This is a genomic window from Streptomyces bugieae (assembly GCF_036352915.1).
Classification (GTDB): domain Bacteria; phylum Actinomycetota; class Actinomycetes; order Streptomycetales; family Streptomycetaceae; genus Streptomyces; species Streptomyces endophytica.
The window spans coordinates 1-26,065 of the sequence record NZ_JAZBJP010000026.1 but is presented as its reverse complement, the minus strand read 5'-3'; the positions used below and the strand labels follow the sequence as shown (position 1 = coordinate 26,065).

The window sequence follows — 26,065 nt, the reverse complement described above, 5'->3', positions numbered from 1 at the left end:
CAGGGGCGGCTTATGAATTCCCGTCCAGGCGGATGGGGAAAGGCTGCAGGGCCGCTGCGGGCGCCCGGGTGGTTCCGGGGTGCAGCGGCCCTGCAGGGCGACAGGACGGGTTTGTCGTTGAACTCGAAGGCGAGGGCTGAGGGGCGAGGGCTCAGCCGAAGACGTCCTCGACGCTGCCGCTCACCGTTTCCCTGACCGCATCCGTGGCGCCCTGGTGGCGGGTGGCGGCGCCGCCGGTGCGTTGGTCGGCGTGGCGTTGGGCCGCGTTGAGGCCGCGGTCGGTGAGGTCCTGGCGGGCGTGGTCGACGTAGGTCTTCGGGTCGGTGAGGTCTTGGGCGCCTTCCTTGATGCCGTCGACGTATTCACCGGCCTTTTCCTTGCCGATGTCGGCCGTTTCACCCCAGTCGATACCGTCGCGGGCGCCGAAGTGGCTTTCGATGCCCTGCTGGGCGACGTTCTGGGCCATTTCGGTGCCGGCTTCCGTGGCCTTTTCCTTGGCCGCGTCGACAACCTTTTCCTTGACGGTGTCCTTGACCGTGTCCTTGACCGTCTTCTTGGCGTAGTCCATCGCCAGCTTGCGGGCTTCCTTGGACACGGCCTTCTTCGCCATCTTCTTGATGGCGTCCATGGTGGCGTGCTCCATGGCCTTGGTGGCCGCCTCCATGACCTCGCGTTTGATCTTGTCGAGGATCTGGCGGACGATCAGGCGGGTCGCCTGCGTGGCGCCCGCGGCGCCGAGTTCGGAGAGGCCGAGGGTGAAGGGCGCGGCGGCCTGCGCGGCGATGAGTTCCGCGGCCAGCATCACGAGCTGGACGATGACCGCGACCTTGCCGGCGAGGACGGCGATGGCGGCGGCGTCGAAGGCGACGGCGATGACTTCCGCCGCCGCGGCGGCGTCGCGGAGGTAATTGTCCCCGCTGTTACCGCCGCCGGAGAAGGAGCCCCATTCGTTGGTGAAGCCTTCGACCGCTTCGCCGGAGTTGGCGGAGACGACCTCATTGGCTGCCGAAGTGCCCGAGGAAGCTGCTTGGTTGACGGACTCGGCGAAGTTACGCCAGACCTGGGCGCATTCGTGGAGCTTGTCCTCGTCGGCGTCCGGCCAGTTGTAGCCGAGCAGGTCCAGGACCCAGGTGACCTCGCCTGGCAGCGTCAATGACACAGTGATCGTCCCCCGTGCAGTGGTAGCCGATTGCGGAGAGCAATGGAAAGAGTGGGAAGTGAGAGGTGGGGAATCGGGCTGAGGGGATGGGAGGTGGTGCGGGAGGAGCTTTCACGCCCTCGGCCCGGGTTGCGCGCCCCGAAGTAAGTACGGTGGGCGGGGCGTCAGATGACCGGGCGGCCGACGGCGCTGATGGTGTGGATGCCCTGCTGGTCGGACTCGGCGTACGTCTGGGCCATGTGCTGGAGCTTGTCGCCGATTCCTTCGAGGCGCTCGCCCAGGGAGTCCATGGACTCGAACATTCCGTCCCTGATGGGCGTGTAGATCGTTTCGAAGATGTCGCCGAAGTCGCAGTTCTCCCAGGGGCTGCCGAGGTCCTCCAGGTCGGCCTTCAGCTTCTTCGACGCCTTGGAGAAATCGCCACCGATGTGGACGAACGCGTTGCCCTGCGTACGCAGGACATCCGGATCGACGTCAAATTCCTTGCCTGCCACCACAACCCCCGTTTTTTCGGCGCGTCCGCTCTGACTCTTAGCGTCTGACTCTTGGCGCGAGTTTAGCGTTCCCAGGTTAGGTGAACCGAACGCAGACCTGTCAAGGCGGGTGATCCTGCGGTGGATTCAAGGGAATGTCTTTACTCGGCGCCGTGGAGATTCCGTGAAAATTGGCCTGTCTATGGCATTAGTGGCACATGCGGCATAGCGGCATAGCGGCATTCTGAAGGCGGGGGAGGGGGCGTCGGTCTGCGCCCCAGGGGTCTGGGGAGCGAGGGCGTGGGGGCGTGGGGGTGGGGGCGAGAGGGCGGGGATCCGTGGCGGAGCAATTCCCAGCTGCCGCGGAAGCTTTGGGGCAGTTCGCCAAACGCTCGGACCAGGGTGGGCTTCTGACCAGAGCGCCGAGAAGGTGCGTGCCATATTCAGCAGAGAGCCTCGCCAACGTCTTGAAGATGTTCTGGCTGGCCAAGAAGGTGTCCAAGGCCGAGCGGTACAATCCGCTGACCTGGAAGCACCTCAAGGAGGCCGGTGAAGCGCAGGAGTTCGCCATCTCCCAGGGCGCCGGGACGACGCACGAGGCGAACGAGCACGGTGTCGAGAAGCACGAGCAGGCGTTGAGCGGCGAGCGGTCCCCGTCCGGGTTCCGGCGGCAGCGGGCGGAGCGGCGCCGGTGCTCCGGGCAGCCACCAGCTGCCGTCGCCACCGGACTTCGACCCGTCGCCCACCGCGCAGGATCCGCTCAGCCGCTCTCGCGCACCGGCAGTGGAGAAGGGTCCGCGGCTGGCCGTGTGGCCAGCAGTGGTCCAGCAGTCCCGCCATCCCGACAACCCTTCGGCCGATGCCCCACTTCGGCTGATGCCCGTCCGACGTGAGGAGCCGCGCCGTATGAAGCCGGAGTACCGCGACTGCTTCCTGCCGTTTCTCCAGCCGGGCGAACGGCTGGTCATCGCCTGTGACTACTTCGCCAACGCGGCGCTGCCCTCCGTCCCCGCCGAGCTGCGCGCCCCGACCGTTCCGCATGCTCCGTCGGCGATCGAGGAGCGGGTACGGGGCGTGCTGGGCAGCGCGCTCGGCGCGGTGGCCCGTCCGCTGGGGGCGGTGACCAACAGCCGTCTGGTCAACAACCCGTTGGCCCGGGCCGCGGGGCGCGTCGGCGACCGGGTCGAGCGCACGGTGGACGCCCTGGACCACGCGGCCGACCGCGCCGTCGAGAAGGCGATCTGGGGCACTGTCATGGACGGCGGCTGGAACAGCACGGCCGGCCGTTTCCTCGTCGACCTGACCAACGCCGGAAGTACCCCACGGCGGCAGGCGATGACCGACAGCCGGTTGATCCTGCTCGTGGACCGCAACACGAGTTGGCGCGACACCACGCCGCGGTGGGACTTCGGGGTGGCGGTGTCTCGTACGGACATCGCTCGGATCAATCCGCATCCCAAGGCCGTGGGTGGCCGGGGACGGTTCGACGTCGGCTTCACCGACGGTTCATGGATCGCCCTTGGCAGCGCGGTACGCACGCATATGGAGGCATTCGTCAGTGCATGGAACCGAGGTGCATGAACCGCTCATGGACGACCCCGGCAAGGAAGAGCCCGAACCCGGTAAGGAAGAGGCCGAACCCGGTAAGGGAAAGCCGGTTTCCGAGGACGACAAGCTCGTTTCCGATGAGGAAGAGCTCGCTCGCGACGGCGAAGAGACCCCTTCCGGCGAGGAAGACCTCGCTCCCGACGGCGAAGAGATCGAGTCCGACGGCGAAGAGGCCGAGTCCGCGAATCGCGTGGGGCTGACCCCGCGTCAGGCGCGGCGGATACGCATTGTCCTGGCCTCGGTGCTCATGGCCGCGATGGCGGTGGTGCTGGTGGTGCGCCTGGCCTCGCGTACGTCGGTGCTCGTGGTCGGGGTGTACGGAGCCGCGCTGGTGCTCTGCGGGGTGGTGATCGAACTCAGCCGGCACGGGCGTACCCGGCTCGGCACCTGGCTGCTGGGCATCGGCCTGGCGGCCGCACTGGCCGCGGACTGGCTCCTGCTGCCGTAAGTACCGAGCCCTGTAGGAACCTGGCGTACCCCCCGAGCGGCCCCGGGGGATACGTACGGCGACACGTAACAGGAGGGGACGGGGCCCGGCGCCCGGAACCGTGGAATCTCCGGGCCCCGGAATCTCCGGGCCCCCGGAATCTCAGGTCCCGGAACCTCCGCGCCCCGGAACCCCGTCCCACCCCCTCCTCTCAGAACAACCCGTGCCACATCTGCTCGATCACCAGCGACCACCAGTTGCCGGGGTCGTCCAGTGCCCAGGAGTCGATCGCCGCGATCTGCTCCTGGAAGGCCGCCACCGCCGTGCCCGCCGCTGCCGGGTCCAGGCCCTGCATCGCCTGGCGGGTGGTGGTGAGGAGGGCCAGGGAGCGGAGGTAGGCGGAGACGGTGCGGTTGACGAAGCGGCCGCCGCCGGAGGAGGGCTGGACGGCCCAGAGGGTGCCGATCAGGTTCTGGTTGGCCTCCGGGGCGGTGCACTGGACGGCGATGGTGTACAGGCCGTCGGTGCCGATCCGGACGTAGCCGGCCAGGGTTTCGAGCGTCTGCTCCTTGGCCTGCGTGCCGATCTCCCGGAGGTGGGTCGCCACGTCCGTGAACGGCCCGCCGGCGGGCGGGGTGTCGGGGCGGTCCGCCGTGAAGAAGTACGGGACCTGGGACGGGAGTCCGGCCCAGACCAGCGTGTTCCTGGTGGCCTCGGGCAGCTGGGTCGCGGCCAGGTCGTCGGCGTCCGGGCGGCGGATGCCCTCGGGGCCGTAGACCTCCACCAGGTGCTTGCCGAGGGCCACGTCCCGCATCTGCGGCGCCGGCTCGACGCGCTCCGGCACCGGCACCCGATGCGGCCGCGGTGGGGGCTGCTGGCCCGCCAGTTGGTGCATCATCTCGACGTGCCGCAGCAGCCCCGCGACGCCCTCGGCGCGCTCCTCGGGGCGCATGCCGTAGCCCTCGGTGCAGGAGAACGAGGCGTTGGGGAACGCACGGAGGACGAAGTCGCCGGGGTAGCCGCCGGGCAGCAGGGCCGGGCGCAGGTCGGTGTGGACCGCGCGGACGGCCGCGGGATCCACGCCCAGCCGCCGCAGCTCCTCGTACAGCTGGTACTCCGCGGGCGGCAGGCCCGGGCCCGAGACGCGGGCGAGGCTGGTCTCCTCGCCGGTCGCGGGGTCGTCGTAGGTGGCGACGGCGGTGTTGCCGGGGCCGGTGGCCGGCGGCCGGGCGGGTTCCGCCGGGGCCGTGCCGCCGCCGTGCTTCTGCTGGTACATCCGCACGACCTCGTCGACCGGTACGGACGGCCAGACCGTCAGCTCGCCGGAGGCCCGGTCGACCACGCCGCAGGCGGTGCCGATCTCGGCGGGCGGGCGGCGCTGCCCGGTCTCCGGGTCGACCTCCGGGGGCGGCGGTACGGCCCACACCACCCAGCCGAGGTCGAACTCCTGCATGGCCACCTCACGCGGCGGGCCCTGGTGCCCCTCGGGGTTGAGCCAGCGGGCGGCGGTGGCGTGTGCCTGCGCCTGGGTGATCACGAGTGGTCTCCTTCGAGGCCGTGGGAAGCGTCGGCGTCAGTGGTGCCGGCGCGCTGGGCCGGCACGGTGGGGGCGGCGGGGGCGGCGGCGAGGATCTGCCGGGCGGTCACTCCGCGCTCGGTGGCGATGACGAGCACACCGTCCGCGGAGAGGTCGGCGCCGGTGATCGGGGTGTCGGACACCAGCGCGGCCACCACCTCCTGGGTCGCCCGGGCCCAGACCCGCAGGTAGTCGGCGCCCCGGCTGAGCCCGAAGGGCGCCTCGGCGCGCTCGTCCTCGGTGGGGCGCAGCACCTGCGCGGGGTCGGCGTCGAGGAACTCCGGGGCCCGAAGGTCGTGCAGGAGGATCGCCTGGCCGCCGGGGGCGGGGGCGACGTCCGGTGCGCCTGCCCCGTCCGTGCCCTCCGTGGTACCCGGCTCGGCTCCGGTGCCCTCCGCGGGGGACGACACCGTACGGGAGCCGGGAGTGCCCTCGGGGACGACCAGGGCGACGACCGGACGCGGGCCCGCGCCCTCTGCGCTCTGTGCGCCCTCCTGGGGGAGGGTGCCGGTCGTCACCGCGCGGACGCCGGGCAGCGGTGCGCTCCAGAGCGTCCGCCACGGCAGCCGGAAGCCGCGGGTGTGCAGCGCCTCGGCGTACGGCGTCAGCCCGTCCTCGACGAACGCGGTTTCCAGGAAGGCCGCCCGCATCTCGGCCGGGGCCTGCGAGCGGGTGAGCAGCGGCGCCGTGCGCAGATACGTACGGGCCGGTGCGCCCAGCGCTTCCAGCGGGACGGCCTCGATGGCGGCCCGCAGGACCACCGGGTCGGCGTGCGCGAACAGGCCCGGGTCGGTGAGGAGTTGGGGCAGCAGACCGGCTTCGAGGGTGTGCGCCGCGAGGTGGTCGCGGAGGTACGGATCGGCCTGCGCCCAGTCCTGCTGGGGGACCGCCTCCAGCAGCGCCATGGCGATCTTGGTCTGGGCGTCCCGGACGTCGGGCAGGCCGGCGCGGATCTCCTCGGCGAGGGCGGGGTGCATCAGGCGGAGCAGCGGCCGGGCGGGCCCGGCACCGGGGGCGTCCGTGTCCCCCTCGCCGTCCGCCGCCGAGCCGTCCGCCGCGTCGTCGTCCGCCTCGGCCTCGACCGGCTGGATGAACGGGGCGGCCAGCAGCATGCCGTCGGCGATGTCCTGGCTCATGTCCCGTCCGGCGACGGCGCTCGCCAGGGGGACCAGCAGCTGGACCGGCAGGCCCTCGCCCTCGGCGAACGCCAGCGGGGCCAGCATCAGCCGCAGGGTCTGCGGGTCGGCGCCCAGCCGGCGGGCGTGCACATCGAGCGCCTCGCCCACGCTGCCGGGCAGCAGGGCGGGGTCCGCCGGGTCGAAGCCCTCGGGCTGCATGATCAGCGACTGCACCGCCAGCTGCACGGTGAGCCGGTTGCCCGCCGCGCGTCCGGCCAGTGCCTCGGCGAGCGCCCGGCGGGCCGACGGGTCGGTGGTGTACGGGAGTTCCGGGGCGCCGGTGCCCGGGTCGAGCGCGGTCTCGGCGTGCAGCACCAGGCCCGCGGGGTCGGCCCACTCGGGCGCGTCGAGGTCGATGACCTGGACCTGCCCGGACGGCAGCGCCCCGGCGAGCTCCGCGGCCAGTTCCCGCGGGACGTCGGCGAGCAGCTGAACCGTTTCGACGGCGGCGAGCGGGGCGAGCACCTCCCGTATGAGGCGGGCCGGCTCCTGGGCGGCGCGCACCGGACCGGCCCGGTCGACGTCCGGCACCACGATCGTCACCGGCTCCTCGCGCGCGGCGAGTTCGGTGAAGACGTCCTCGGTGCGGCCGGCCCGCAGGTCGAAGTGGTCGGCGAGGAGCCACAGCACCTGCGCGGCGGTACGGCCCTCGGGGCCCGGTACGGCCGGCGGCGGCAGGTCCGGCGGCACCGTGGCCGGGTCCAGCTCGTCCAGCGGCAGCCGCTTGCGGTAGTCGGGATCGCACAGCATCAGGAAGCCGGTGATCAGGCGTGACCGCCCGCTGCCCGGGTTTCCGGTGAGCACGATGACGCGCGGCGCACCGGGCCAGCGCATGCGCCAGGCCGACAGGGCGCGCAGCACGGCGGTGCGGCCGCCGATGTACGGATGCGGAGCGTATCCGGCCGTTCGGGCGTTTCCTTCATCTGAGGCGCTCATGGCTTCCTCGTCCCCCATCAATCCCGCCCTCCACCTTCGTGGATTCCTCCGTTGTACCGGCTTACCGGTTCGATCCTATGATCCGGGCCGCGTGCGCGGGACGCCGCGGGTCCGGCTGTGCCGGAACTGGAACACGCAGGCCGGAGCGGGTGCGCGGGCGGCATGCCAGTGGCGTGTGGGGCGCCGGTGAGGGCGGGGGCTCCTGCGGCCTCATCCGCCGGGTGCGGCCGCCGGTTGTGGAGAAAACGGGAGTGCTGGAAATGTCCTGTGGAGAAAGAAGCAGATCAATGCCCGAAATTCCCGGGTATTGATCTGCTTCGTGCGCTCCGCACACCCCGGGTGCTTTGCGTGACGACGCAATACGGCACGACGCTGCAATACGGCGCAAGGCGGCACACGCACGCCCGAGCCCCCGGAAGATCCCGGGAATTCGCTCCGGGGCCGGTCAGGGGCGGCAGCGGCGAACCGGATCAGCCGCGGTGGCCGCGACCGCCGCCGCGCCGCGAGCCGGTGACGATGTTGCCCGACGGGCCGTCGCGCTCGGCGCGCTCCTGGTCTTCCTTCTCTTCCTGTTCCTTCTGCCACGCGGCGAACTTCTCGCGCGACTCCTCGCGCTCGGCCATGGTCTGGTCCTCCGCGGCCCGCCGCATCTCGGTCAGCCGGTCACCGATGGCGTCCATGTAGCCCGGCGTCTGGATGGCGTCCTTCATGCCGATGCGGCCGGACAGCACCTCCTGGGCCATCTCCTTGAGCTTGCCGCCGACGTTGGGGTTGTCCGCGAGGACCTTCAGCGCCTTGTGCAGCCGGTGCGCCTGCTCCGGATCCTGGGCGACGTCCATCAGGTCCTCGTCCTGGATCTGCCGCTCGTTGCTCATCTCTGCCCCCTTGACGTGATGGCACAGCAACCACGCGTGCTGCACCGGCGTCCAGAGTCTAATGACGGATGTGAACGCGTCGTCAAGGCGGGGGTTGTCGGTATTGCCGCATATTGCTCCGTATCCATTCCGCGGCCGGGCGGCCGGCCGGTTCACAGTGGGCTTCGGAGCTATTGCGGGTGTGCTAGACCTGAGGCGATGTTGGCAGGCAGCTGTCATTCAATTCGGGGAGAAATGATGTCCGACGAAGTCCGGCTCAGTACGGAGGAGTTGCACAAGCTCGGTGCCTCCTTCGGGATACGCGCGGAAGAACTGAGCCGGCAGCTGGCCGCATTCAGACGGCGGGCCGATGCCGAGGCGCTGCGGGACGGATTCGGCAGCGACGAGGCGGCCCGGCCGTTCCGCGAGCTCTACGAGCAGGCCGAGCACGCCCTCGTCCAGCTGCAGGAGCGGCTCGCCGAGGTCAGCAGCGGCATCAAGGAGACCGTCGCGAACACGGAGGCGGCCGAGGACGAACTGGTCGACACCCTGCGGAGCGTCGAGAAGATGCGGAGCGCCAAGTGAGCGGACGACGCAACCCCGAGGCCCTGCACGAAGCGGCGGCCGGCTGGCGGGAGATGGGCAGGCACCTCGACGGCATGGTCCGCGACCTGGACCGGCACGTCGGCACCGCGGCCGCGGCCAACTGGCACGGCCCGGCGGGCGAGGCGTTCGCCGCCGAGTGGCACCGCCTCAAGCGGTCCGTGGACGAGGCCCTGCCGACCTTCGAACTGGCCGCGGCCGACCTGGAGAACGCCGCCGCGCAGCACCCCGACGACCACAAGGACGACCAGGACCACGGTGCCCCGCAGGCGAACAGCGCCTCCGGCGGCGGCCAGGGCTCGTCCGGTCCCCAGGTCGCCTACGGCTTCATGGCGCTCGGCCAGCTCGCCAACGGCCTCGGCGGCGCGTTCGGCAAGCGCGGCGGCAAGGGCGGCGGCCAGAGCTCGGTCCCGCCCCTGCGGCACACCTGGGAGACCTCCACGGCCGCCCACGGGCCGGACCCGTTCGGACCGGCCCGGGACGGCGAGGCCGCGACCCGTGGCGGCGAGGGCCTCGCCAAGGGCGTACGGACCCAGCCGGCCGGCCCGGAGCCGGCACCGGGCGCGGAGCGGGACCCCAAGGCCGCGCCGGCCCCGTCCGCCGGCTCCGCCACCTCCGGCGCGCCCGGCAAGAAGGACGCGCCGGCCCCGGCGGAGAAGAAGCCCGCGGAACCCGCCGCCCCGGACACCACCCAGCACGGCGCGTTCGGCTGAGCGACCGGCCGCGCCGCCCGCGGCGGCCCGGCCGTACCGCGCACCCCACACGAAACGGCGGTGGGGCGCCCCTCCCAGAGGGACGCCCCACCGCCGTTGCCGTGTTCGCCGGTTACCCGCCGTGGGCCGGCAGCCAGCCCGTCTGGACCAGCTGCGCACCCCGCTTGCGCGTGATGAACGTGGCCCGGCCGGGCGTCAGTTGCTGGCCCTTGATGTTGCCCATCAGCGGGCCCTCCGCCGGGTCGGCCGACAGGATCAGACCCTGCGCACCGAGCTCCTTCGTACGCTGCATCACGGGCTCGAACGACGACCGTCCGGCGCCCGAGGAGCTGCGCGCGATGATCAGGCGCAGACCCAGGTCACGGGCGAACGGCAGGTACTCCAGCAGCGGCTGCAGCGGGTTGCCGCTGCTGGTCGCCACCAGGTCGTAGTCGTCCACGATCACGAACGCGTCCGGCAGGTCGTACCAGCTGCGGTTGCGCAGCTGCTCCGGCGTGACGTCCGGCCCGGGCATCCGGCGGCCCAGCGAACCGGCCAGTCCGCTGATGACCTCCTGCAGCTGCGGGCCCGCGGCGCAGTACTTGTACATGTGGCTCTCGGGGATCTCCCCGAGCAGCGCACGGCGGTAGTCGGAGACCACCATGAGCGCCTTGTCCGACGGGTAGCGCTCGGCGATCTGCTTGGCCAGCAGGCGCAGCAGCGACGACTTGCCGGACTCGCTCTCGCCGTAGATGACCAGCAGCGGGTCGGTCTCGAAGTCGATGAACGCCGGCGACAGCGTGGTCTCGTCGACACCGATCGCGATGCCGTGCTCCGGGTAGTCGCTGCCCTTGGGCAGCTCGGTGGCGTAGAGCATCGTCGGCAGCATCCGCACCTTGGGGGCGGGCTCGCCCTGCCAGTGCTCCTTGACCGTCGCCACCAGGTTGGCGATGCCGTCGCTGATCGTCTCCGGGTCGCTCATCCCGTCCAGACGCGGCAGCGCCGAGAGGAAGTCGAGCTTCTCCGGGGACAGACCACGGCCCGGCTTGCCCATCGGGACGTTCTCCGCGCGCTTGCGGTCGAACTCCGACTCCATCGGGTCACCCAGGCGCAGCTCGACGCGGTTGAGGAGCTGGTCGCGCAGCGCCGGGCGGACCTCGGTGTAGCGGGCGGCGCCGAGGACCAGGTGGACACCGAAACCGAGACCGCGCGCGGCGATGTCCAGGATCACCGGGTCGAGCTGCTCGTAATCGGTCTTGAAGGTTCCCCAGCCATCGATGATCAGGAAGACGTCGCCCCACTTCTCGTCGGGGAAGGCGCCCGCGGCCCGCCGCTGGCGGTAGGTCGCGATCGAGTCGATGTTGTTGGCCCGGAAGAACTCCTCGCGCTGGTTGAGGATGCCGACGACCTCGGCGACCGTACGGCGGACCTTCTCCGCGTCCAGACGCGAGGCGACCCCGCCGACGTGCGGCAGGTCCTCCATCGTGAGCATGCCGCCACCACCGAAGTCGAGGCAGTAGAACTGCACCTCGGCCGGGGTGTGGGTGAGCGCGAACGCCGCGATCGCGGAACGGATCAGGGTCGACTTGCCGGACTGCGGACCACCGACGACCAGACCGTGACCGGCACCGGCGGAGAAGTCCAGATACATCACGTCACGCCGCTGCTCGAACGGCTTGTCCACCAGCGCGACCGGCACCACGAGCTTGCCGAGCGCGGTGTACTCCGCCGCGTGCACGCCCCGCTCGGGCGTGACCGCGAGCGCCGGCAGCAGCTGGTTGACGGTCGGCGCCTCCTCCAGCGGGGGCAGCCACACCTGGTGCGCCGGCGGGCCCTGGCCCTGCATCCGCTGGACCATGACGTCCAGCACGGTGTCGGCGAGCGCGTCGTCGATCTCCGGCTCCGTCGCCTCGACGACGGGCTCCTCGATGATCTGCTCGATGACCGGGGCCGCGGTGAACGGCACCGGCATCCGCATCGACCGGCCGCCGCTGCCGCCCCGGCCACCGCCGCCCGGACCGCGGTAGGTACCGGACACGTACGCGGCCTTGAACTGCACCATCGTCTCGGTGTCGTACTTCAGGATGCCGGAACCGGGGACGTTCGGCAGGTGGTAGGCGTCCGGCACACCGATCGCGGTCCGCGACTCGGCCGCGGAGAACGTCCGCAGACCCAGCCGGTAGGACAGGAAGGTGTCCAGACCGCGCAGCTTGCCCTCTTCCAGACGCTGCGAGGCGAGCAGCATGTGCACACCCATCGAACGGCCGATACGGCCGATCTGGATGAACATCTCGATGAAGTCCGGCTTGGCGGCGAGCAGCTCGGAGAACTCGTCGATGATCATCACCAGCGAGGGCAGCGGGTCCAGCGGGGCACCCGCGGCACGCGCCTTCTCGTAGTCGGTGATGTTGGCGTAGTTGCCCGCGGAGCGCAGCAGCTCCTGGCGGCGCTGGAGTTCACCGGTGATCGAGTCGCGCATGCGGTCGATCAGCGTGACGTCCTCACCGAGGTTGGTGATGACCGCCGCGACGTGCGGCATCTCCGACATACCGGTGAAGGTGGCGCCACCCTTGAAGTCCGCGAGGATGAAGTTCAGCGTCTCGGAGGAGTGCGTGACCGCCAGCGCCAGCACCAGCGTGCGCAGCACCTCGGACTTACCGGAACCGGTCGCACCGACACAGAGGCCGTGCGGGCCCATGCCCTGCTGCGAGGCTTCCTTGATGTCCAGCATGACGGGCTGGCCGTCGCGGTCGACGCCGATCGGGACGCGCAGCCGCTCGGCCAGCGTCCGAGGCCGCCAGGTGCGCGAGACGTCCAGGGACCCGGCGTCGCCGATGTTGAGCAGGTCGGTGAAGTCCAGGGCGGACAGCAGCGGTTCCTCGCCGTCGGCACCGGAGCCCGCCCGCAGCGGGGCCAACTGACGCGCCAGCGCCTCGGACTCCGCGATCGAGAGGGTGTCGCAGACACCGTGGTAGACCGCGCCGCTGGCCGACTCCAGCACCAGCTTGCCCGGCCACACCTGGACGGCCAGACCACCGCGGATCTCGTCCAGGTCGCCCGGGACGACCTCGATGATGGTGACGCCCTGCAGGCCCTCGGCCCCGGCGATCACCGAGTCCATCGGCACCTCGCCGCCGTCCAGCACGATCACCACGTGCGGGGTGTCGGTGACCGGGGTGCCCTGCGGGTTGAACCGCCCGCGGCCCTCCAGCTCGTCCGCCAGCAGCTCCTCGACCTCGCCGAGGTCACCGACGACCAGCCGGCGGCTGCCCGCGCCGTCCGTGGTCTTGTCCTGCACCTGCGGCAGCCACTTCGTCCACTCCCACTCCGCCTGCGCACCGGGCGCCGCGACGACGGCCACGACCAGGTCCTCGGGTGAGTGCAGGGTGCACAGCTGGGCGAGGATGGAACGGGCCGAGCCGTAGACGGTGTCCGGGTCACCGGAGATCGTCAGGTGGTAGAAGGCGCGCAGCGAGACCGCGAGCGGCAGGTTGTCCAACTGCCCGTGCTTGTCGAGGAATTCCTTCATCGCGTGCGCGGTGAGCGGTTCCAGCTCGTCGACCGGGGCGGTCTCCGGAGCCCTCAGCGGGGTGGCCAGCTGCTGCGGCCCGAGCCCGAGACGCACCTGCCCGAAGTCCGGATCGGAAGCCCGGCGTTCCCAGACGCGTTTGCCCTCCGCGACGATCGACCACAACTGGCTCGGATCGGGGTGGGTGAAAAGCTGTGCATCCCGCTGCTTACGCGCGGTACGCCGTACCTCTTTCCGCTTCTGCGCAAGGTACTTGAGGTAATCCTGGCGCTCCTGGACCATTTGTCCGGAAGGGCCTTGGCGGGCCTTGACGATCTGCATGATCGCCATTGCCAGGGTGGACGCCACCATAAAGCCACCCATGATTTTCATGAACGGCTGGTTGCCCATGAACAGGAATCCCGCGGAGGACGCCATACCCATCATGGGCATAAAGGTCATGAAGAGGTTCTCCTGCTCACCTTCGCGGGGCAGCTCAGGCGGAGCCTCAAGTGTCACCTCCTCCGAGGGGACTTCGGGTGGCAGCGCGCGGGGCGGGCGCTTGACGATGACAACGCTCACCGAGGCATCAGTCCTTCATGCATCTCGCAGTCTCGGACCGCCCCCGTTGGATTCGACGGTCCCCCCGAGCCAAGTCCTTGGCCCGAACCAGGCGTTGATCCTACTGTTAAGCGTCAAGACTCGGGGTGGGTGGGGCGGTCGCTGAATTGGACGGTACGCTGACGCCTCGCGAGCGTGCCACGGCCCCGCAGAGACGGCTCTATATATACGGCGCGCGAAGCGACAAAACGCCCAACGGATAGGGGGAACCGCCAGGTGAGCACGAGCACTGGCACCGGCTTTTGCCGGGTCACAGTCGCCGCGCCGGACGCACGGATCGACGTGGCACTGCCGGAGGACGTCGCACTCGTCGACATTTACCCGGAGATCCTGCGGCTCTCCGGACAGTCCCAGGCGGAGGGCGCACCCACCGGCTACCACCTCGTACGCCGCGACGGAACGGTCCTCGACGCCGGGCAGTCGCTCGCGCAGCAGCAGATCCTCGACGGCGACCTCCTGCTCCTGAAGCCGTTCGCCGAATCGCTGCCGCTCCCGGTCTTCGACGACGTCTCCGACGCCGTCGCCTCCGCGGTCAAGCGCAACCGCAGCCGCTGGAGCGACGACCTCATGCACACCCTCGGCCTCAGCGCCGGTGTGCTGCTGCTCGTCATGATGGCGTTCGCCCTGTGGTTCTCGAACCCGATGAACCGCGACATGCACCGCCTGCCCGGCATCATCGCCGGCGTCGTCGGCATCGTCCTGGTCGCCCTCGCCGGCGTCCGCGCCCGGGTCTACGACGACCACGGCTCCTCCATCGCCCTGGGCCTGTCCGCGCTGCCGCACCTGCTGATCGCCGGCTCCGGCATCTTCCCGGTCGACGACGGCGCCGGCCCCGGCCGGCTGCACCTCCTCGTCGGCTGCGTGACCGTACTCATCGCGTCCGTCCTGCTGGTGGTGCTGCTGCCGCGCGGTGACGCCCCCTTCGTCGCGGCCGCCTTCCTCTCCGCCATCGGCACCCTCGCGGTCTTCGCCGCGATCCTCACCGACGCCCAGCCCCGCGAGGTCGCCGCCGTCACCGCCGTCGTCGCCATCGCCATGGTCGCCTGGCTCCCCGGCCTCTCCGCCCGCTTCGCCCGGCTGCCCATCGGCTACCGCTCCCCGGACCAGATCGCCAAGGGCTCCCTGGACAACGGCGGCGAAACCGAGTCCGTCGACTTCATCAAGATCGGCAACCAGGCCAAGCGCGGCCACGAACTGCTGCTCGGCCTCGTCGCCGGCTGCTCCGCCCTCGTCGTCGGCTCCGCCGGTGTCGTCCTCGGCTTCTCCGACAACATGTGGGCCCAGCTGCTCGCCCTGGCCGCCGGCATCACGATCATGCTGCGCGCCCGGCTCTTCGACTACACCGCACAGGTCGCCTGCCTGACCATCGCCGGCATCCTGACCATCGTTCTGCTCATCCTGGGCATCGCACTGCACCCGCCGCAGGACATCTTCGTCGACCTCCTGCAGTACCAGGACTCGGGCCCGCTCAACATCCGCACCGTCTGGTTCTCCACCAGCATCGCGGTCGGCGCGGCCGTCCTCGTCGGCGTCGGCCTGGTCGTCCCCCGCAAGGGCGTCACCCCCTTCTGGGGCCGGATCTTCGACATCTTCGACGGCCTCGTGCTGCTGTCCCTGGTGCCGCTGTGCCTGGCGGTCCTCGACGTCTACAACACCGTGCGCGGCCTCACCGGCAACTAGCGCAGCCCTCGCTCACGGCCACGGCCCCCCGACCACCCGGTCGGGGGGCCGTTTGCCAGCTGGTACGCTGTGTGACGGCCCGGCCGAGTCATCCAAGGATTCCCTGTGAAGCAGACCAGGGACGCTCGACGGCCCAGACCCCAAGGAGTACGCGTGTCGCTCGACGCCGCTACGAAGAAGCAGATCATGGCCGAGTTCGCCACCAAGGAGGGTGACACCGGCTCCCCCGAGGTCCAGGTCGCGCTGCTCTCCCGCCGCATCTCGGACCTGACCGAGCACCTCAAGACCCACAAGCACGACCACCACTCCCGCCGTGGTCTGCTGCTGCTGGTCGGCCAGCGCCGCCGCCTGCTGCAGTACCTGGCGAAGAAGGACATCACGCGCTTCCGCACGCTGGTCGAGCGCCTGGGCATCCGCCGCGGCGCGGCGGGCGCCAAGTAAGACGCCGTAGAGGGAGCGGTTCCCACCGGGGACCGCTCCCTTTGCCATACGCACCGGATGTCCGTGCCACCACATGGCGGACGGAAGCTTTGTACTCTGGTGCCATATCGCAAAAGTGAACGCGGTAGGAGCGCCTCCTGGCCGCCGGTCCTCGGTAGTGGCCCCCGGACGATCCATGGACACCATGCGTCATCACTCCGGGTGCTTCGATCGAAGACCGGCCCGCACCGGCGCTCCACCGAAGACGGTCTGCCGCCATACGGGCAGCAGACGCAGACGAGGAGATATTCCTGGTGGAGAACGAGACCCACTACGCCGAAGCCGTGATCGACAACGGCTCCTTCGGCACCCGCACCATTCGCTTCGAGACGGGCCGCCTGGCCAAGCAGGCCGCCGGCTCCGCCGTCGCGTACCTGGACGACGACACCATGGTGCTGTCGGCCACCACCGCTTCGAAGAACCCGAAGGACCAGCTGGACTTCTTCCCGCTGACCGTCGACGTCGAGGAGCGGATGTACTCGGCCGGGAAGATCCCCGGCTCCTTCTTCCGTCGTGAGGGCCGCCCCTCCGAGGACGCCATCCTCACCTGTCGCCTGATCGACCGCCCGCTGCGCCCGTCCTTCAAGAAGGGCCTGCGCAACGAGATCCAGATCGTCGAGACGATCATGGCGCTCAACCCCGACCACCTCTACGACGTGGTCGCCATCAACGCCGCCTCCTGCTCCACGCAGCTGGCCGGCCTGCCCTTCTCCGGCCCCATCGGCGGCACCCGCGTCGCCCTCATCAAGGGCCAGTGGGTCGCCTTCCCGACGCACACCGAGCTCGAGGACGCGGTCTTCGACATGGTCGTGGCCGGCCGGGTCCTCCCGGACGGCGACGTCGCGATCATGATGGTCGAGGCCGAGGCCACCGACCAGACCATCCAGCTGGTCAAGGACGGCGCCGAGGCCCCCACCGAGGAGGTCGTCGCCGCCGGCCTGGAGGCCGCCAAGCCGTTCATCAAGGTCCTGTGCAAGGCCCAGTCGGACCTGGCCGCCAAGGCCGCCAAGCCGACCGGCGAGTTCCCGATCTTCCTCGACTACCAGGACGACGTCCTGGAGGCCCTCACCAAGGCCGTCAAGGACGAGCTCGCCCAGGCGCTGACCATCGCCGGCAAGCAGGAGCGCGAGACCGAGCTGGACCGCGTCAAGGGCCTGGCCGCCGAGAAGCTGCTGCCGGAGTTCGAGGGCCGCGAGAAGGAGATCTCCGCCGCGTACCGCTCGCTGACCAAGACCCTGGTCCGTGAGCGCGTCATCAAGGAGAAGAAGCGCATCGACGGCCGCGGCGTCACGGACATCCGTACGCTCGCCGCCGAGGTCGAGGCGATCCCGCGGGTGCACGGCTCCGCCCTGTTCGAGCGTGGCGAGACCCAGATCCTGGGCGTCACCACCCTCAACATGCTCCGCATGGAGCAGCAGCTGGACACCCTCTCCCCGGTGACCCGCAAGCGCTACATGCACAACTACAACTTCCCGCCGTACTCCACCGGCGAGACCGGCCGCGTCGGCTCCCCGAAGCGCCGCGAGATCGGCCACGGCGCGCTCGCCGAGCGCGCGCTGATGCCGGTCCTGCCGACCCGCGAGGAGTTCCCCTACGCGATCCGCCAGGTGTCCGAGGCCCTCGGCTCCAACGGCTCGACGTCCATGGGCTCGGTCTGCGCCTCCACCATGTCGCTGCTGAACGCCGGTGTGCCGCTCAAGGCCCCGGTCGCCGGTATCGCCATGGGCCTGATCTCCCAGGAGATCGACGGCGAGACCCACTACGTCACCCTCACCGACATCCTCGGTGCGGAGGACGCCTTCGGCGACATGGACTTCAAGGTCGCCGGCACCAAGCAGTTCGTCACCGCCCTCCAGCTCGACACCAAGCTGGACGGCATCCCGGCGTCCGTCCTGGCCGCGGCCCTCAAGCAGGCCCGCGACGCCCGTCTGCACATCCTCGACGTGATGATGGAGGCGATCGACACCCCGGACGAGATGTCCCCGAACGCCCCGCGGATCATCACCGTCAAGATCCCCGTGGACAAGATCGGCGAGGTCATTGGCCCCAAGGGCAAGATGATCAACCAGATCCAGGAGGACACCGGCGCCGAGATCACGATCGAGGACGACGGCACCATCTACATCGGTGCCGCCGACGGCCCGGCCGCCGAGGCCGCCCGCGCCACGATCAACGGCATCGCCAACCCGACCATGCCGGAGGTCGGCGAGCGCTACCTGGGCACGGTCGTCAAGACCACCACCTTCGGTGCGTTCGTCTCCCTGCTCCCGGGCAAGGACGGCCTGCTGCACATCTCGCAGATCCGCAAGCTCGCCGGTGGCAAGCGCGTGGAGAACGTCGAGGACGTGCTCGGCGTCGGCGCCAAGGTCCAGGTCGAGATCGCCGAGATCGACCAGCGCGGCAAGCTCTCCCTCATCCCCGTGATCGAGGAAGAGGACGCCGCCAAGGAAGACAAGAAGGACGACGCCGCCAAGTGACGTCCCGTACGCACACGACGACGGCCCGCACCTCCACGGAGGGGCGGGCCGTCGCCCGTACCCAAACGCTTCTCAAGGGCACCGCGGGCGCCGGCACGGTCCGCCGCACCACCCTGCCCGGCGGTCTGCGCATCGTCACCGAGACGCTGCCCTCGGTCCGCTCCGTCACCTTCGGGATCTGGGCGCACGTCGGCTCCCGCGACGAGACCCCGGCCCTCAACGGCGCCACCCACTACCTCGAACACCTGCTGTTCAAGGGCACCGAGCAGCGCAGCGCACTGGACATCTCCTCGGCCATCGACGCGGTCGGCGGCGAGATGAACGCCTTCACCGCGAAGGAATACACCTGCTACTACGCGCGGGTGCTCGACACCGACCTGCCGCTCGCCATCGACGTGGTGTGCGACATGCTCACCGGCTCGCTGATCGAGGCCGAGGACGTGGACGCCGAGCGCGGCGTCATCCTCGAAGAGATCGCGATGACCGAGGACGACCCGGGCGACTGCGTGCACGACCTGTTCGCCCACACCATGCTCGGTGACACCCCGCTCGGCCGCCCCGTCCTGGGCACCGTCGACACCGTCAACGCCCTCACCGCCGAGCGCATCCGCCGCTTCTACAAGAAGCACTACGACCCCACCCACCTCGTCGTCACCGCGGCCGGCAACATCGACCACGCCAAGGTCGTCCGCCAGGTCCGCCGCGCCTTCGAGCAGGCCGGTGCGCTCGACCGGACGGACGCCACCCCGGTCGCACCGCGCTCCGGATCGCGCGCCATCCGCACCGCCGGCCGCGTCGAACTGCTCAACCGCAGGACCGAACAGGCCCACGTGGTCCTCGGCGTCCCCGGTATGGCCCGCACCGACGACCGCCGCTGGGCCATGGGCGTACTGAACACCGCCCTCGGCGGCGGCATGTCCTCCCGCCTCTTCCAGGAGATCCGGGAGAAGCGGGGCCTCGCCTACAGCGTGTACTCCTACACCTCGGGCTTCGCCGACTGCGGCCTGTTCGGCGTCTACGCGGGCTGCCGCCCCAACCAGGTGGACGACGTCCTCAAGATCTGCCGGGACGAACTCGACCAGGTGGCCGCGCACGGCCTCAGCGACGACGAGATCCACCGCGCGATCGGCCAGCTGCGCGGCTCCACCGTCCTCGGCCTGGAGGACACCGGCGCCCTGATGCACCGCATCGGCAAGAGCGAGCTGTGCTGGGGCGAGCAGATGTCGGTCGACGACATGCTCTCCCGGATAGCGGCCGTCACCCCCGACGAGGTGCGCGAGGTGGCCCGCGAGGTCCTGGGCCGGCGCCCCTCGCTGTCCGTCATCGGCCCGCTGAAGGACCGGCAGGCGGCGCGCCTGGACGACATCGTCGCCTAGCGCCGCACCCTTGGAGCGGGGTCGCCCGTCGCCGTACCACCGACAGAAAGACAGGAAACGATGAGCAAGCTGCGCGTGGCCGTACTCGGAGCCCGGGGCCGCATCGGCTCCGAGGCCGTACGGGCCGTCGAGGCCGCCGAGGACATGGAGCTGGTCGCCGCCCTGGGCCGCGGCGACAAGCTGGAGACGCTGGTCGAGAACGACACCCAGGTCGTGGTCGAGCTGACCAACCCCGCCTCGGTGATGGGCAACCTCGACTACTGCGTCCGGCACGGCATCCACGCCGTGGTCGGCACCACCGGCTGGACCGAGGACCGCCTCGCGCAGCTGCGCACCTCGCTCGCCGCGGCACCGCAGGCGGGTGTGCTGATCGCCCCGAACTTCTCCATCGGCGCGGTACTGACCATGCGGTTCGCCCAGCAGGCGGCCCGGTTCTTCGAGTCCGTCGAGGTCGTCGAGCTGCACCACCCGAACAAGGCCGACGCGCCCTCCGGCACCGCGGCGCGCACCGCCCAGCTGATCGCCAAGGCCCGCGAGGAGGCCGGCTGCGCCCCGCAGCCGGACGCCACCGCCACCGCGCTGGACGGTGCCCGCGGCGCGGACGTCGACGGCATCCCGGTCCACTCGGTCCGCCTGCGCGGCCTGTTGGCCCACCAGGAGGTCCTCCTCGGCGGCGAGGGCGAAACCCTCACCATCCGCCACGACTCCCTCCACCACAGCAGCTTCATGCCCGGCATCCTGCTCGGCGTCCGCCGCGTGGTGACCACCCCGGGCCTGACGGTGGGCCTGGAAAACTTCCTCGATCTGGGCTGAGGCCGGCAGTCATGGGCGGAAAGTTCACCTACTTCTTCCTCGCCACCGTTCTGGTCCTCGTCTTCGGCGTGGTGGCCATGGAGGGCGTACTGCTCCTGCTGACCGGCGAGCCGGCCGCCATGGGCATGGGCGCGGTGGCCTTCGTGCTGCCCTGCCTCGGCGGCTGGTTCCTCTGGCACAACACCCGCTTCGCGCGCAACGCCCATCGGCTCGCGGCCGTACTGGAGGCGGAGGGCGGCCTCCCGGCCGACGAACTGCAGCGGACCCCCGGCGGCCGCATCGACCGGGACTCCGCCGACGCGGTCTTCGCCCGCCGTCAGGCCGAAACCGAAGCCGCCCCCGGCGACTGGCGCACCTGGTTCCGCCTGGCCGTCGCCTACCACGACGCCCGCGACACCCCCCGCGCCCGCAAGGCCATGCAACGCGCGATCACCCTGTACGAGGCTGGCGCGCCGGCTTAGCCAAGCACCGGCCTAGCCAAGCACCGGCGATACGCGAAAACGGAGGCGGGGCGGCCGGACCACGAACACCGACCACCCCGCCCTGGCTCTCCCCACAGCCGCCCACGCGGGCGGGCCCGGCCCTACGACGACCGGCCGCGACCTGCCCCTTCCGGCGCCGCAAGTACTGGAAACCCCGCACCCCCGCCGGTCTTGGCACTCGACTACCGGCCGCCCTGCCCAGCCACACTCCTCGCCGGGACACCCCGCCGGGCCCCCGGCGGGCCCCGCCGCCCGGCCCTACCCCCGCCGGTACTCCGCCGCCCAGGCCTCCAGGACGTCCGCGGCGCGTTCGAAGGATTCCGGGCGGCCGAGGAAGTCGCCGCTGTGGTCCGTGACCAGGGCCCGCAAGGGTTCGCCCTGACGACGCTCGACGAGGAGGGCCTGGCCCTGCACGGTCCGCGGCAGGCCGAGCCAGCGCACCGGCTGCTGGACCGTACGGACCGACGCGATCGCGCTCCACGGTTCCGTGGCCGTCCGCAGCAGGTTCACCTGGCGCAGGCCCCGGGCGCTGACCCACACACCCACCCGCAGCAGCCGCAGCGCGAGCGCGATGAACACGGCGCCGATCGCCGCCACCGCGGCCGCCCCGGGCAGCGAGCCGGCCATCGCGATGATCATCGCGGACAGGAACACGAACGACGCGAGCAGCAGAAACACCGCCGCCGTCCCCACCCGCCACGGTCCGGGGCGGTAGGGACGGCGCCAGTGGTCGGGCTCGTCATATGGAAGTGCGGCCGGTTCGGCGGCACCGTTGTCGAGATGGCGGTCGGCCGTCAGAAAGGGCAGGGGCACGGCTGATCCTCACTGGTGGCTGCTCGGCACGCGGGGGCGTACCGATGGAAGCTGTGACCGGTGAGGCTATCGGGACCGGCGGGGCGGAACCACTTGGTCCGCCCCGGCCCCCTGCCGATCAGCGGTGGGCGGCCTCGGACTGATGCACCCGGTTGGAGGCCGAGCTGTCCTGCTGCAGTGCGGGAACGCCGAACAGCAGCGCGCCGGCCAGGCCGCCCACTACTGTCAGCGTGATCAGTGACTGGCCGACGAGCTGGGTACGTGAGAGACGCGCACGCGGCGGGGGAGTGACATTGCTGCGGAACCGGTCTGCCTCTGCGACGAAGGCGAACGGGACGGGCTCGCGCCGGCGGAACATGAGGGGGCTCTCCTAGGAACCTCGTAGTGGGCACTGTCACAGGGATAGACGTCTGTGCCGCCCGTTTGGTGCCCGTTTTCCAAGACTTCTGTGAAAAATATCAACTGCCGCTCGACGCCCTGCTATAGAGCGTCCCTTTTGCGGCTAATGCGGCATCACGCCGCATTTCCTGGACTGTCAGTGGGGGGTCGTAGGCTGGTCGCGCACGAGGATCGAACGGAAGGAACCGCCGGTGTCGCACACCCCCGCCGAGAGCGCTGAGAGCCCCGAGGCTGCAGCCGTCAGCTTCCGGAGCGAGGTGACGGTCGAGCTGGTCAAGCACAGCGCCGCGGACAGCGACGTGCTCTGGGCGGCCCGGGTCTCCACGGCCGGCGAGCAGTCCCTCGAAGAGCTCCAGAAGGACCCCGAGCGCTCCAAGGGCCTGATCAACTTCCTCATGCGCGACCGGCACGGCAGCCCGTTCGAGCACAACTCCATGACCTTCTTCATCAGCGCGCCGATCTTCGTCTTCCGTGAGTTCATGCGCCACCGCGTCGGCTGGTCGTACAACGAGGAGTCCGGCCGCTACCGCCAGCTGGAGCCGGTCTTCTACGTCCCCGGAGAGTCCCGCAAGCTCGTCCAGCAGGGCCGCCCGGGCAAGTACGAATTCGTCGAGGGCACCCCCGCGCAGTACGAGCTCACCGGCCGCGTCATGGAGGACTCCTACCGCCAGGCGTACGCCGCCTACCAGGAGATGCTCGCCGCCGGCGTCGCCCGCGAGGTCGCCCGCGCGGTCCTCCCCGTCGGCCTGTACTCCTCGATGTACGCGACCTGCAACGCCCGGTCCCTGATGCACTTCCTCGGTCTGCGGACGCAGCACGAGCAGGCGAAGGTGCCCTCCTTCCCGCAGCGCGAGATCGAGATGGTCGGCGAGCAGATGGAGGCCCACTGGGCCAAGCTCATGCCGCTCACGTACGGCGCATTCAATGCGAACGGCCGGATCGCGCCGTAAGGCCCAGGCCGCCGGCCGGACGCCGGGGTGCGTGAGGCAGACGTACGAGGTGTCCGGATTGCGGCATTTTGAGAAGTTCATCTACGCTGAACAGACGGACCCGGCACTGCTTGAACCCCCGAGCAGGCAGTGCCGGAGTCCACATCCCTGCTCCCCAGAGGCGCATCCCACGGTGAGCTACGAGTAGCGTGGGACCCATGGCTCCGACTTCCACACCGCAGACCCCCTTCGGGCGGGTGCTGACCGCCATGGTCACGCCGTTCACGGCGGATGGCGCTCTCGATCTCGACGGCGCGCAGCGGCTCGCCGCCCATCTGGTGGACGCCGGCAACGACGGCCTCGTCGTCAACGGCACCACCGGTGAGTCCCCGACCACCAGTGACGCTGAGAAAGCGCAGCTGGTACGCGCCGTGGTCGATGCGGTCGGCGATCGTGCCTTCGTCGTCGCCGGAGCCGGTACGAACGACACCCACCACAGCCTGGAGCTGGCCCGCGCCGCCCAGGACGCCGGCGCCCACGGCCTGCTCGCCGTGACGCCGTACTACAGCAAGCCCCCGCAGGAGGGCCTGCTGCGCCACTTCACGGCGATCGCGGACGCCACCGACCTGCCGGTGATGCTCTACGACATCCCCGGCCGCAGCGGCGTCCCGATCAACACCGAGACCATCGTCCGGCTCGCCGAGCACCCCCGGATCGTCGCCAACAAGGACGCCAAGGGCGACCTCGGCCGCGCCAGCTGGGCCATCGCCCGCTCCGGCCTCGCCTGGTACAGCGGCGACGACATGCTCAACCTCCCGCTGCTCTCGGTCGGAGCCATCGGTTTCGTCTCCGTGGTCGGCCACGTCGTCACCCCCGAGCTGCGCGCCCTCCTGGACGCCCACCTCAACGGCGACGTCACCAAGGCCACCGAGATCCACCAGAAGCTGCTGCCCGTCTTCACCGGCATGTTCCGCACCCAGGGCGTCATCACGACCAAGGCCGCCCTCGGGCTCCAGGGTCTGCCCGGCGGACCGCTGCGCCTGCCGCTCGTCGAGCTCTCCCCCGAGGAGACCGAGCAGCTCACGCGCGATCTCGCCGCCGGCGGGGTACAGCTCTGATCAAAGACTTCACAACTGAATACGGACCAACAACCGCCTTATAGCAAGTGCACGAATGTCATGCGCGCCACGTGCCCCTACGGCAGCGTGGCGCGTGTGGTGAGGAGAGTCTTTTGAGTCATCCGCATCCTGAGCTCGGCGCCCCGCCGAAGCTTCCCAAGGGCGGCCTGCGCGTCACCCCCCTCGGCGGCCTGGGTGAGATCGGCCGCAACATGACGGTCTTCGAATACGGCGGCCGGCTGCTGATCGTCGACTGCGGAGTGCTCTTCCCCGAGGAGGAGCAGCCCGGAATCGACCTGATCCTGCCGGACTTCTCGTCCATCAGGGACCGCCTCGACGACATCGACGGCATCGTGCTCACGCACGGCCACGAGGACCACATCGGCGGTGTCCCCTACCTCCTGCGCGAGAAGCCGGACATCCCCCTCATCGGCTCCAAGCTGACCCTCGCCCTGATCGAGGCCAAGCTCCAGGAGCACCGCATCCGCCCGTACACGCTCGAGGTCGCCGAGGGCGAGCGCGAGCGTCTGGGCCCCTTCGACTGCGAGTTCGTCGCGGTCAACCACTCCATCCCGGACGCCCTGGCCGTCGCCATCCGCACCCCCGCGGGCATGGTCGTGCACACCGGCGACTTCAAGATGGACCAGCTCCCGCTGGACCGCCGCCTGACCGACCTCCCGGCCTTCGCCCGGCTCGGCGAGGAAGGCATCGACCTCCTCCTCGTGGACTCCACGAACGCCGAGGTCCCCGGCTTCGTCCCGCCGGAGCGCGACATCTCCAATGTGCTGCGCCAGGTGTTCGCCAACGCCCAGAAGCGCATCATCGTCGCCAGCTTCGCCAGCCATGTGCACCGCATCCAGCAGATCCTCGACGCGGCGCACGAGTATGGCCGCCGGGTCGCCTTCGTCGGCCGCTCGATGGTCCGCAACATGGGCATCGCCCGTGAGCTGGGCTACCTGCGGGTCCCGGCCGGCCTGGTCGTCGACGTCAAGACCCTCGACGACCTCCCGGACGACGAGGTCGTGCTGGTGTGCACCGGTTCCCAGGGCGAGCCCATGGCGGCGCTCTCCCGCATGGCCAACCGCGACCACCAGATCCGCATCGTCCAGGGCGACACCGTCATCCTGGCCTCGTCCCTGATCCCCGGGAACGAGAACGCGGTCTACCGCGTCATCAACGGCCTCACCCGCTGGGGTGCCGACGTCGTCCACAAGGGCAACGCCAAGGTCCACGTCTCGGGCCACGCCTCGGCCGGCGAACTGCTGTACTTCTACAACATCTGCAAGCCCCGGAACCTCATGCCGGTGCACGGCGAGTGGCGCCATCTGCGCGCCAACGCCGAACTGGGCGCCCTGACCGGCGTTCCCAAGGACCGCATCGTCATCGCCGAGGACGGTGTCGCGGTCGACCTGGTCGACGGCGTCGCCAGGATCGCCGGCAAGGTCCAGGCCGGTTACGTCTACGTCGACGGCCTCTCGGTCGGCGATGTCACCGAGACCTCCCTCAAGGACCGCCGCATCCTCGGCGACGAGGGCATCATCTCGGTCTTCGTGGTCGTGGACTCCAGCACCGGCAAGATCGTCGGCGGCCCGGACCTGCACGCCCGTGGCTCCGGCATCGACGACGCGTCCCTCGCGGCCGTCGTACCCAAGATCGACGAGGCGCTGGCCAAGTCCGCCCAGGACGGCATCGCCGAGCCCCACCAGCTCCAGCAGCTGGTCCGCCGCGCGGTCGGCAAGTGGGTCTCGGACAACTACCGCCGCCGCCCGATGATCCTCCCTGTGGTCGTCGAGGTCTGACGCGCCGGCCCGTACGAAGTCGTACGAAGGTCCTCAAGTCGGAGCGGGGGGGGGGGGGGGGGGG

At 70.4% G+C, this 26,065-nt stretch carries 21 protein-coding genes; 13 read left to right on the top strand and 8 right to left on the bottom strand.

The features are described 5' to 3' along the window. Window positions 1–151: 151 nt before the first annotated feature. Both V2J85_RS29480 and V2J85_RS29475 read right to left on the bottom strand, forming a co-directional pair. Window positions 152–1,159 carry a WXG100-like domain-containing protein gene (locus V2J85_RS29480; RefSeq protein ID WP_261955377.1) on the bottom strand — a complete coding sequence of 336 codons (1,008 nt, stop codon included), beginning with the start codon at window positions 1,157–1,159 and terminating at the stop codon, window positions 152–154. Window positions 1,160–1,323: 164 nt separating this feature from the next. Continuing rightward, window positions 1,324–1,653: a WXG100 family type VII secretion target gene (locus V2J85_RS29475; protein WP_261955376.1), complete on the bottom strand. Its 330-nt coding sequence runs from the start codon at window positions 1,651–1,653 to the stop codon at window positions 1,324–1,326. Window positions 1,654–2,508: 855 nt separating this feature from the next. Here V2J85_RS29475 and V2J85_RS29470 point away from each other — a divergent pair. Further along, the gene (locus V2J85_RS29470; protein ID WP_330823238.1) at window positions 2,509–3,213 is read left to right on the top strand and encodes a hypothetical protein; all 705 of its coding nucleotides are present in this window, start codon (window positions 2,509–2,511) and stop codon (window positions 3,211–3,213) included. 7 nt (window positions 3,214–3,220) lie between these two features. Further along, complete coding sequence (locus V2J85_RS29465) at window positions 3,221–3,688, top strand: hypothetical protein (protein ID WP_330823237.1); 468 nt, start codon at window positions 3,221–3,223, stop codon at window positions 3,686–3,688. 190 nt (window positions 3,689–3,878) lie between these two features. Here V2J85_RS29465 and V2J85_RS29460 read toward each other — a convergent pair whose 3' ends face one another. The 3 genes from V2J85_RS29460 to V2J85_RS29450 all read right to left on the bottom strand — a co-directional run bounded on the left by V2J85_RS29460 (window position 3,879) and on the right by V2J85_RS29450 (window position 8,232). Continuing rightward, window positions 3,879–5,204: an SUKH-4 family immunity protein gene (locus V2J85_RS29460; protein WP_261955373.1), complete on the bottom strand. Its 1,326-nt coding sequence runs from the start codon at window positions 5,202–5,204 to the stop codon at window positions 3,879–3,881. Continuing rightward, window positions 5,201–7,357, bottom strand: coding sequence for an ATP-binding protein (locus V2J85_RS29455; RefSeq protein WP_261955372.1), 2,157 nt, complete (start codon window positions 7,355–7,357; stop codon window positions 5,201–5,203). Before V2J85_RS29455 ends, V2J85_RS29460 begins: the two co-directional genes overlap by 4 nt. Before the next feature lie 470 nt (window positions 7,358–7,827). Further along, a complete protein-coding gene (locus tag V2J85_RS29450; RefSeq protein WP_330823236.1) occupies window positions 7,828–8,232 on the bottom strand; it encodes a hypothetical protein in 405 nt (134 codons plus the stop codon). A 237-nt stretch (window positions 8,233–8,469) separates the two neighbouring features. Between V2J85_RS29450 and V2J85_RS29445 the strand changes: the two genes are divergently transcribed. After that, window positions 8,470–8,796 (top strand): hypothetical protein, encoded by a 327-nt coding sequence (locus tag V2J85_RS29445; protein ID WP_261955370.1) that lies wholly within the window; start codon window positions 8,470–8,472, stop codon window positions 8,794–8,796. Then, window positions 8,793–9,527 (top strand): WXG100 family type VII secretion target, encoded by a 735-nt coding sequence (locus tag V2J85_RS29440; RefSeq protein WP_330823235.1) that lies wholly within the window; start codon window positions 8,793–8,795, stop codon window positions 9,525–9,527. Before V2J85_RS29445 ends, V2J85_RS29440 begins: the two co-directional genes overlap by 4 nt. 112 nt (window positions 9,528–9,639) lie before the next feature. Here the strand turns inward: V2J85_RS29440 and eccCa are convergent, their stop codons facing one another. Continuing rightward, window positions 9,640–13,596, bottom strand: a complete 3,957-nt coding sequence (gene eccCa / locus V2J85_RS29435; protein ID WP_261955368.1) for a type VII secretion protein EccCa — start codon at window positions 13,594–13,596, stop codon at window positions 9,640–9,642. A 255-nt stretch (window positions 13,597–13,851) separates the two neighbouring features. Here eccCa and eccD point away from each other — a divergent pair, with 255 nt between their 5' ends. The 6 genes from eccD to V2J85_RS29405 all read left to right on the top strand — a co-directional run bounded on the left by eccD (window position 13,852) and on the right by V2J85_RS29405 (window position 20,922). Beyond that, entirely contained in the window at window positions 13,852–15,315 is a 1,464-nt protein-coding gene (gene eccD, locus V2J85_RS29430) for a type VII secretion integral membrane protein EccD (protein ID WP_261955367.1), read from the top strand. 153 nt (window positions 15,316–15,468) lie between these two features. Further along, a complete protein-coding gene (rpsO, locus tag V2J85_RS29425; protein ID WP_261955366.1) occupies window positions 15,469–15,756 on the top strand; it encodes a 30S ribosomal protein S15 in 288 nt (95 codons plus the stop codon). A 293-nt stretch (window positions 15,757–16,049) separates the two neighbouring features. Beyond that, entirely contained in the window at window positions 16,050–18,272 is a 2,223-nt protein-coding gene (locus V2J85_RS29420) for a polyribonucleotide nucleotidyltransferase (RefSeq protein WP_261955365.1), read from the top strand. Further along, complete coding sequence (locus V2J85_RS29415; protein WP_330823231.1) at window positions 18,269–19,648, top strand: M16 family metallopeptidase; 1,380 nt, start codon at window positions 18,269–18,271, stop codon at window positions 19,646–19,648. Before V2J85_RS29420 ends, V2J85_RS29415 begins: the two co-directional genes overlap by 4 nt. A 60-nt stretch (window positions 19,649–19,708) precedes the next feature. Next, window positions 19,709–20,461, top strand: coding sequence for a 4-hydroxy-tetrahydrodipicolinate reductase (dapB, locus tag V2J85_RS29410; RefSeq protein ID WP_261955363.1), 753 nt, complete (start codon window positions 19,709–19,711; stop codon window positions 20,459–20,461). Between the two features lie 11 nt (window positions 20,462–20,472). Then, the gene (locus V2J85_RS29405; RefSeq protein WP_261955362.1) at window positions 20,473–20,922 is read left to right on the top strand and encodes a hypothetical protein; all 450 of its coding nucleotides are present in this window, start codon (window positions 20,473–20,475) and stop codon (window positions 20,920–20,922) included. A 279-nt stretch (window positions 20,923–21,201) separates the two neighbouring features. Here the strand turns inward: V2J85_RS29405 and V2J85_RS29400 are convergent, their stop codons facing one another. Next, entirely contained in the window at window positions 21,202–21,756 is a 555-nt protein-coding gene (locus V2J85_RS29400) for a PH domain-containing protein (protein WP_261955361.1), read from the bottom strand. Window positions 21,757–21,874: 118 nt separating this feature from the next. Further along, window positions 21,875–22,114, bottom strand: coding sequence for a hypothetical protein (locus V2J85_RS29395; protein ID WP_261955360.1), 240 nt, complete (start codon window positions 22,112–22,114; stop codon window positions 21,875–21,877). Between the two features lie 232 nt (window positions 22,115–22,346). On the opposite strand from V2J85_RS29395, the gene thyX reads away from it, so the two are divergent. The 3 genes from thyX (at window position 22,347) to V2J85_RS29380 (ending at window position 26,001) form a co-directional block, all read left to right on the top strand. Then, the gene (gene thyX, locus V2J85_RS29390; RefSeq protein ID WP_261955359.1) at window positions 22,347–23,105 is read left to right on the top strand and encodes an FAD-dependent thymidylate synthase; all 759 of its coding nucleotides are present in this window, start codon (window positions 22,347–22,349) and stop codon (window positions 23,103–23,105) included. A 197-nt stretch (window positions 23,106–23,302) separates the two neighbouring features. Then, on the top strand, window positions 23,303–24,202 hold the full coding sequence (dapA, locus tag V2J85_RS29385) for a 4-hydroxy-tetrahydrodipicolinate synthase (RefSeq protein ID WP_030417239.1): 900 nt from the start codon (window positions 23,303–23,305) through the stop codon (window positions 24,200–24,202). Between the two features lie 113 nt (window positions 24,203–24,315). Then, window positions 24,316–26,001 (top strand): ribonuclease J, encoded by a 1,686-nt coding sequence (locus V2J85_RS29380; RefSeq protein ID WP_261955358.1) that lies wholly within the window; start codon window positions 24,316–24,318, stop codon window positions 25,999–26,001. Window positions 26,002–26,065: the final 64 nt, after the last annotated feature.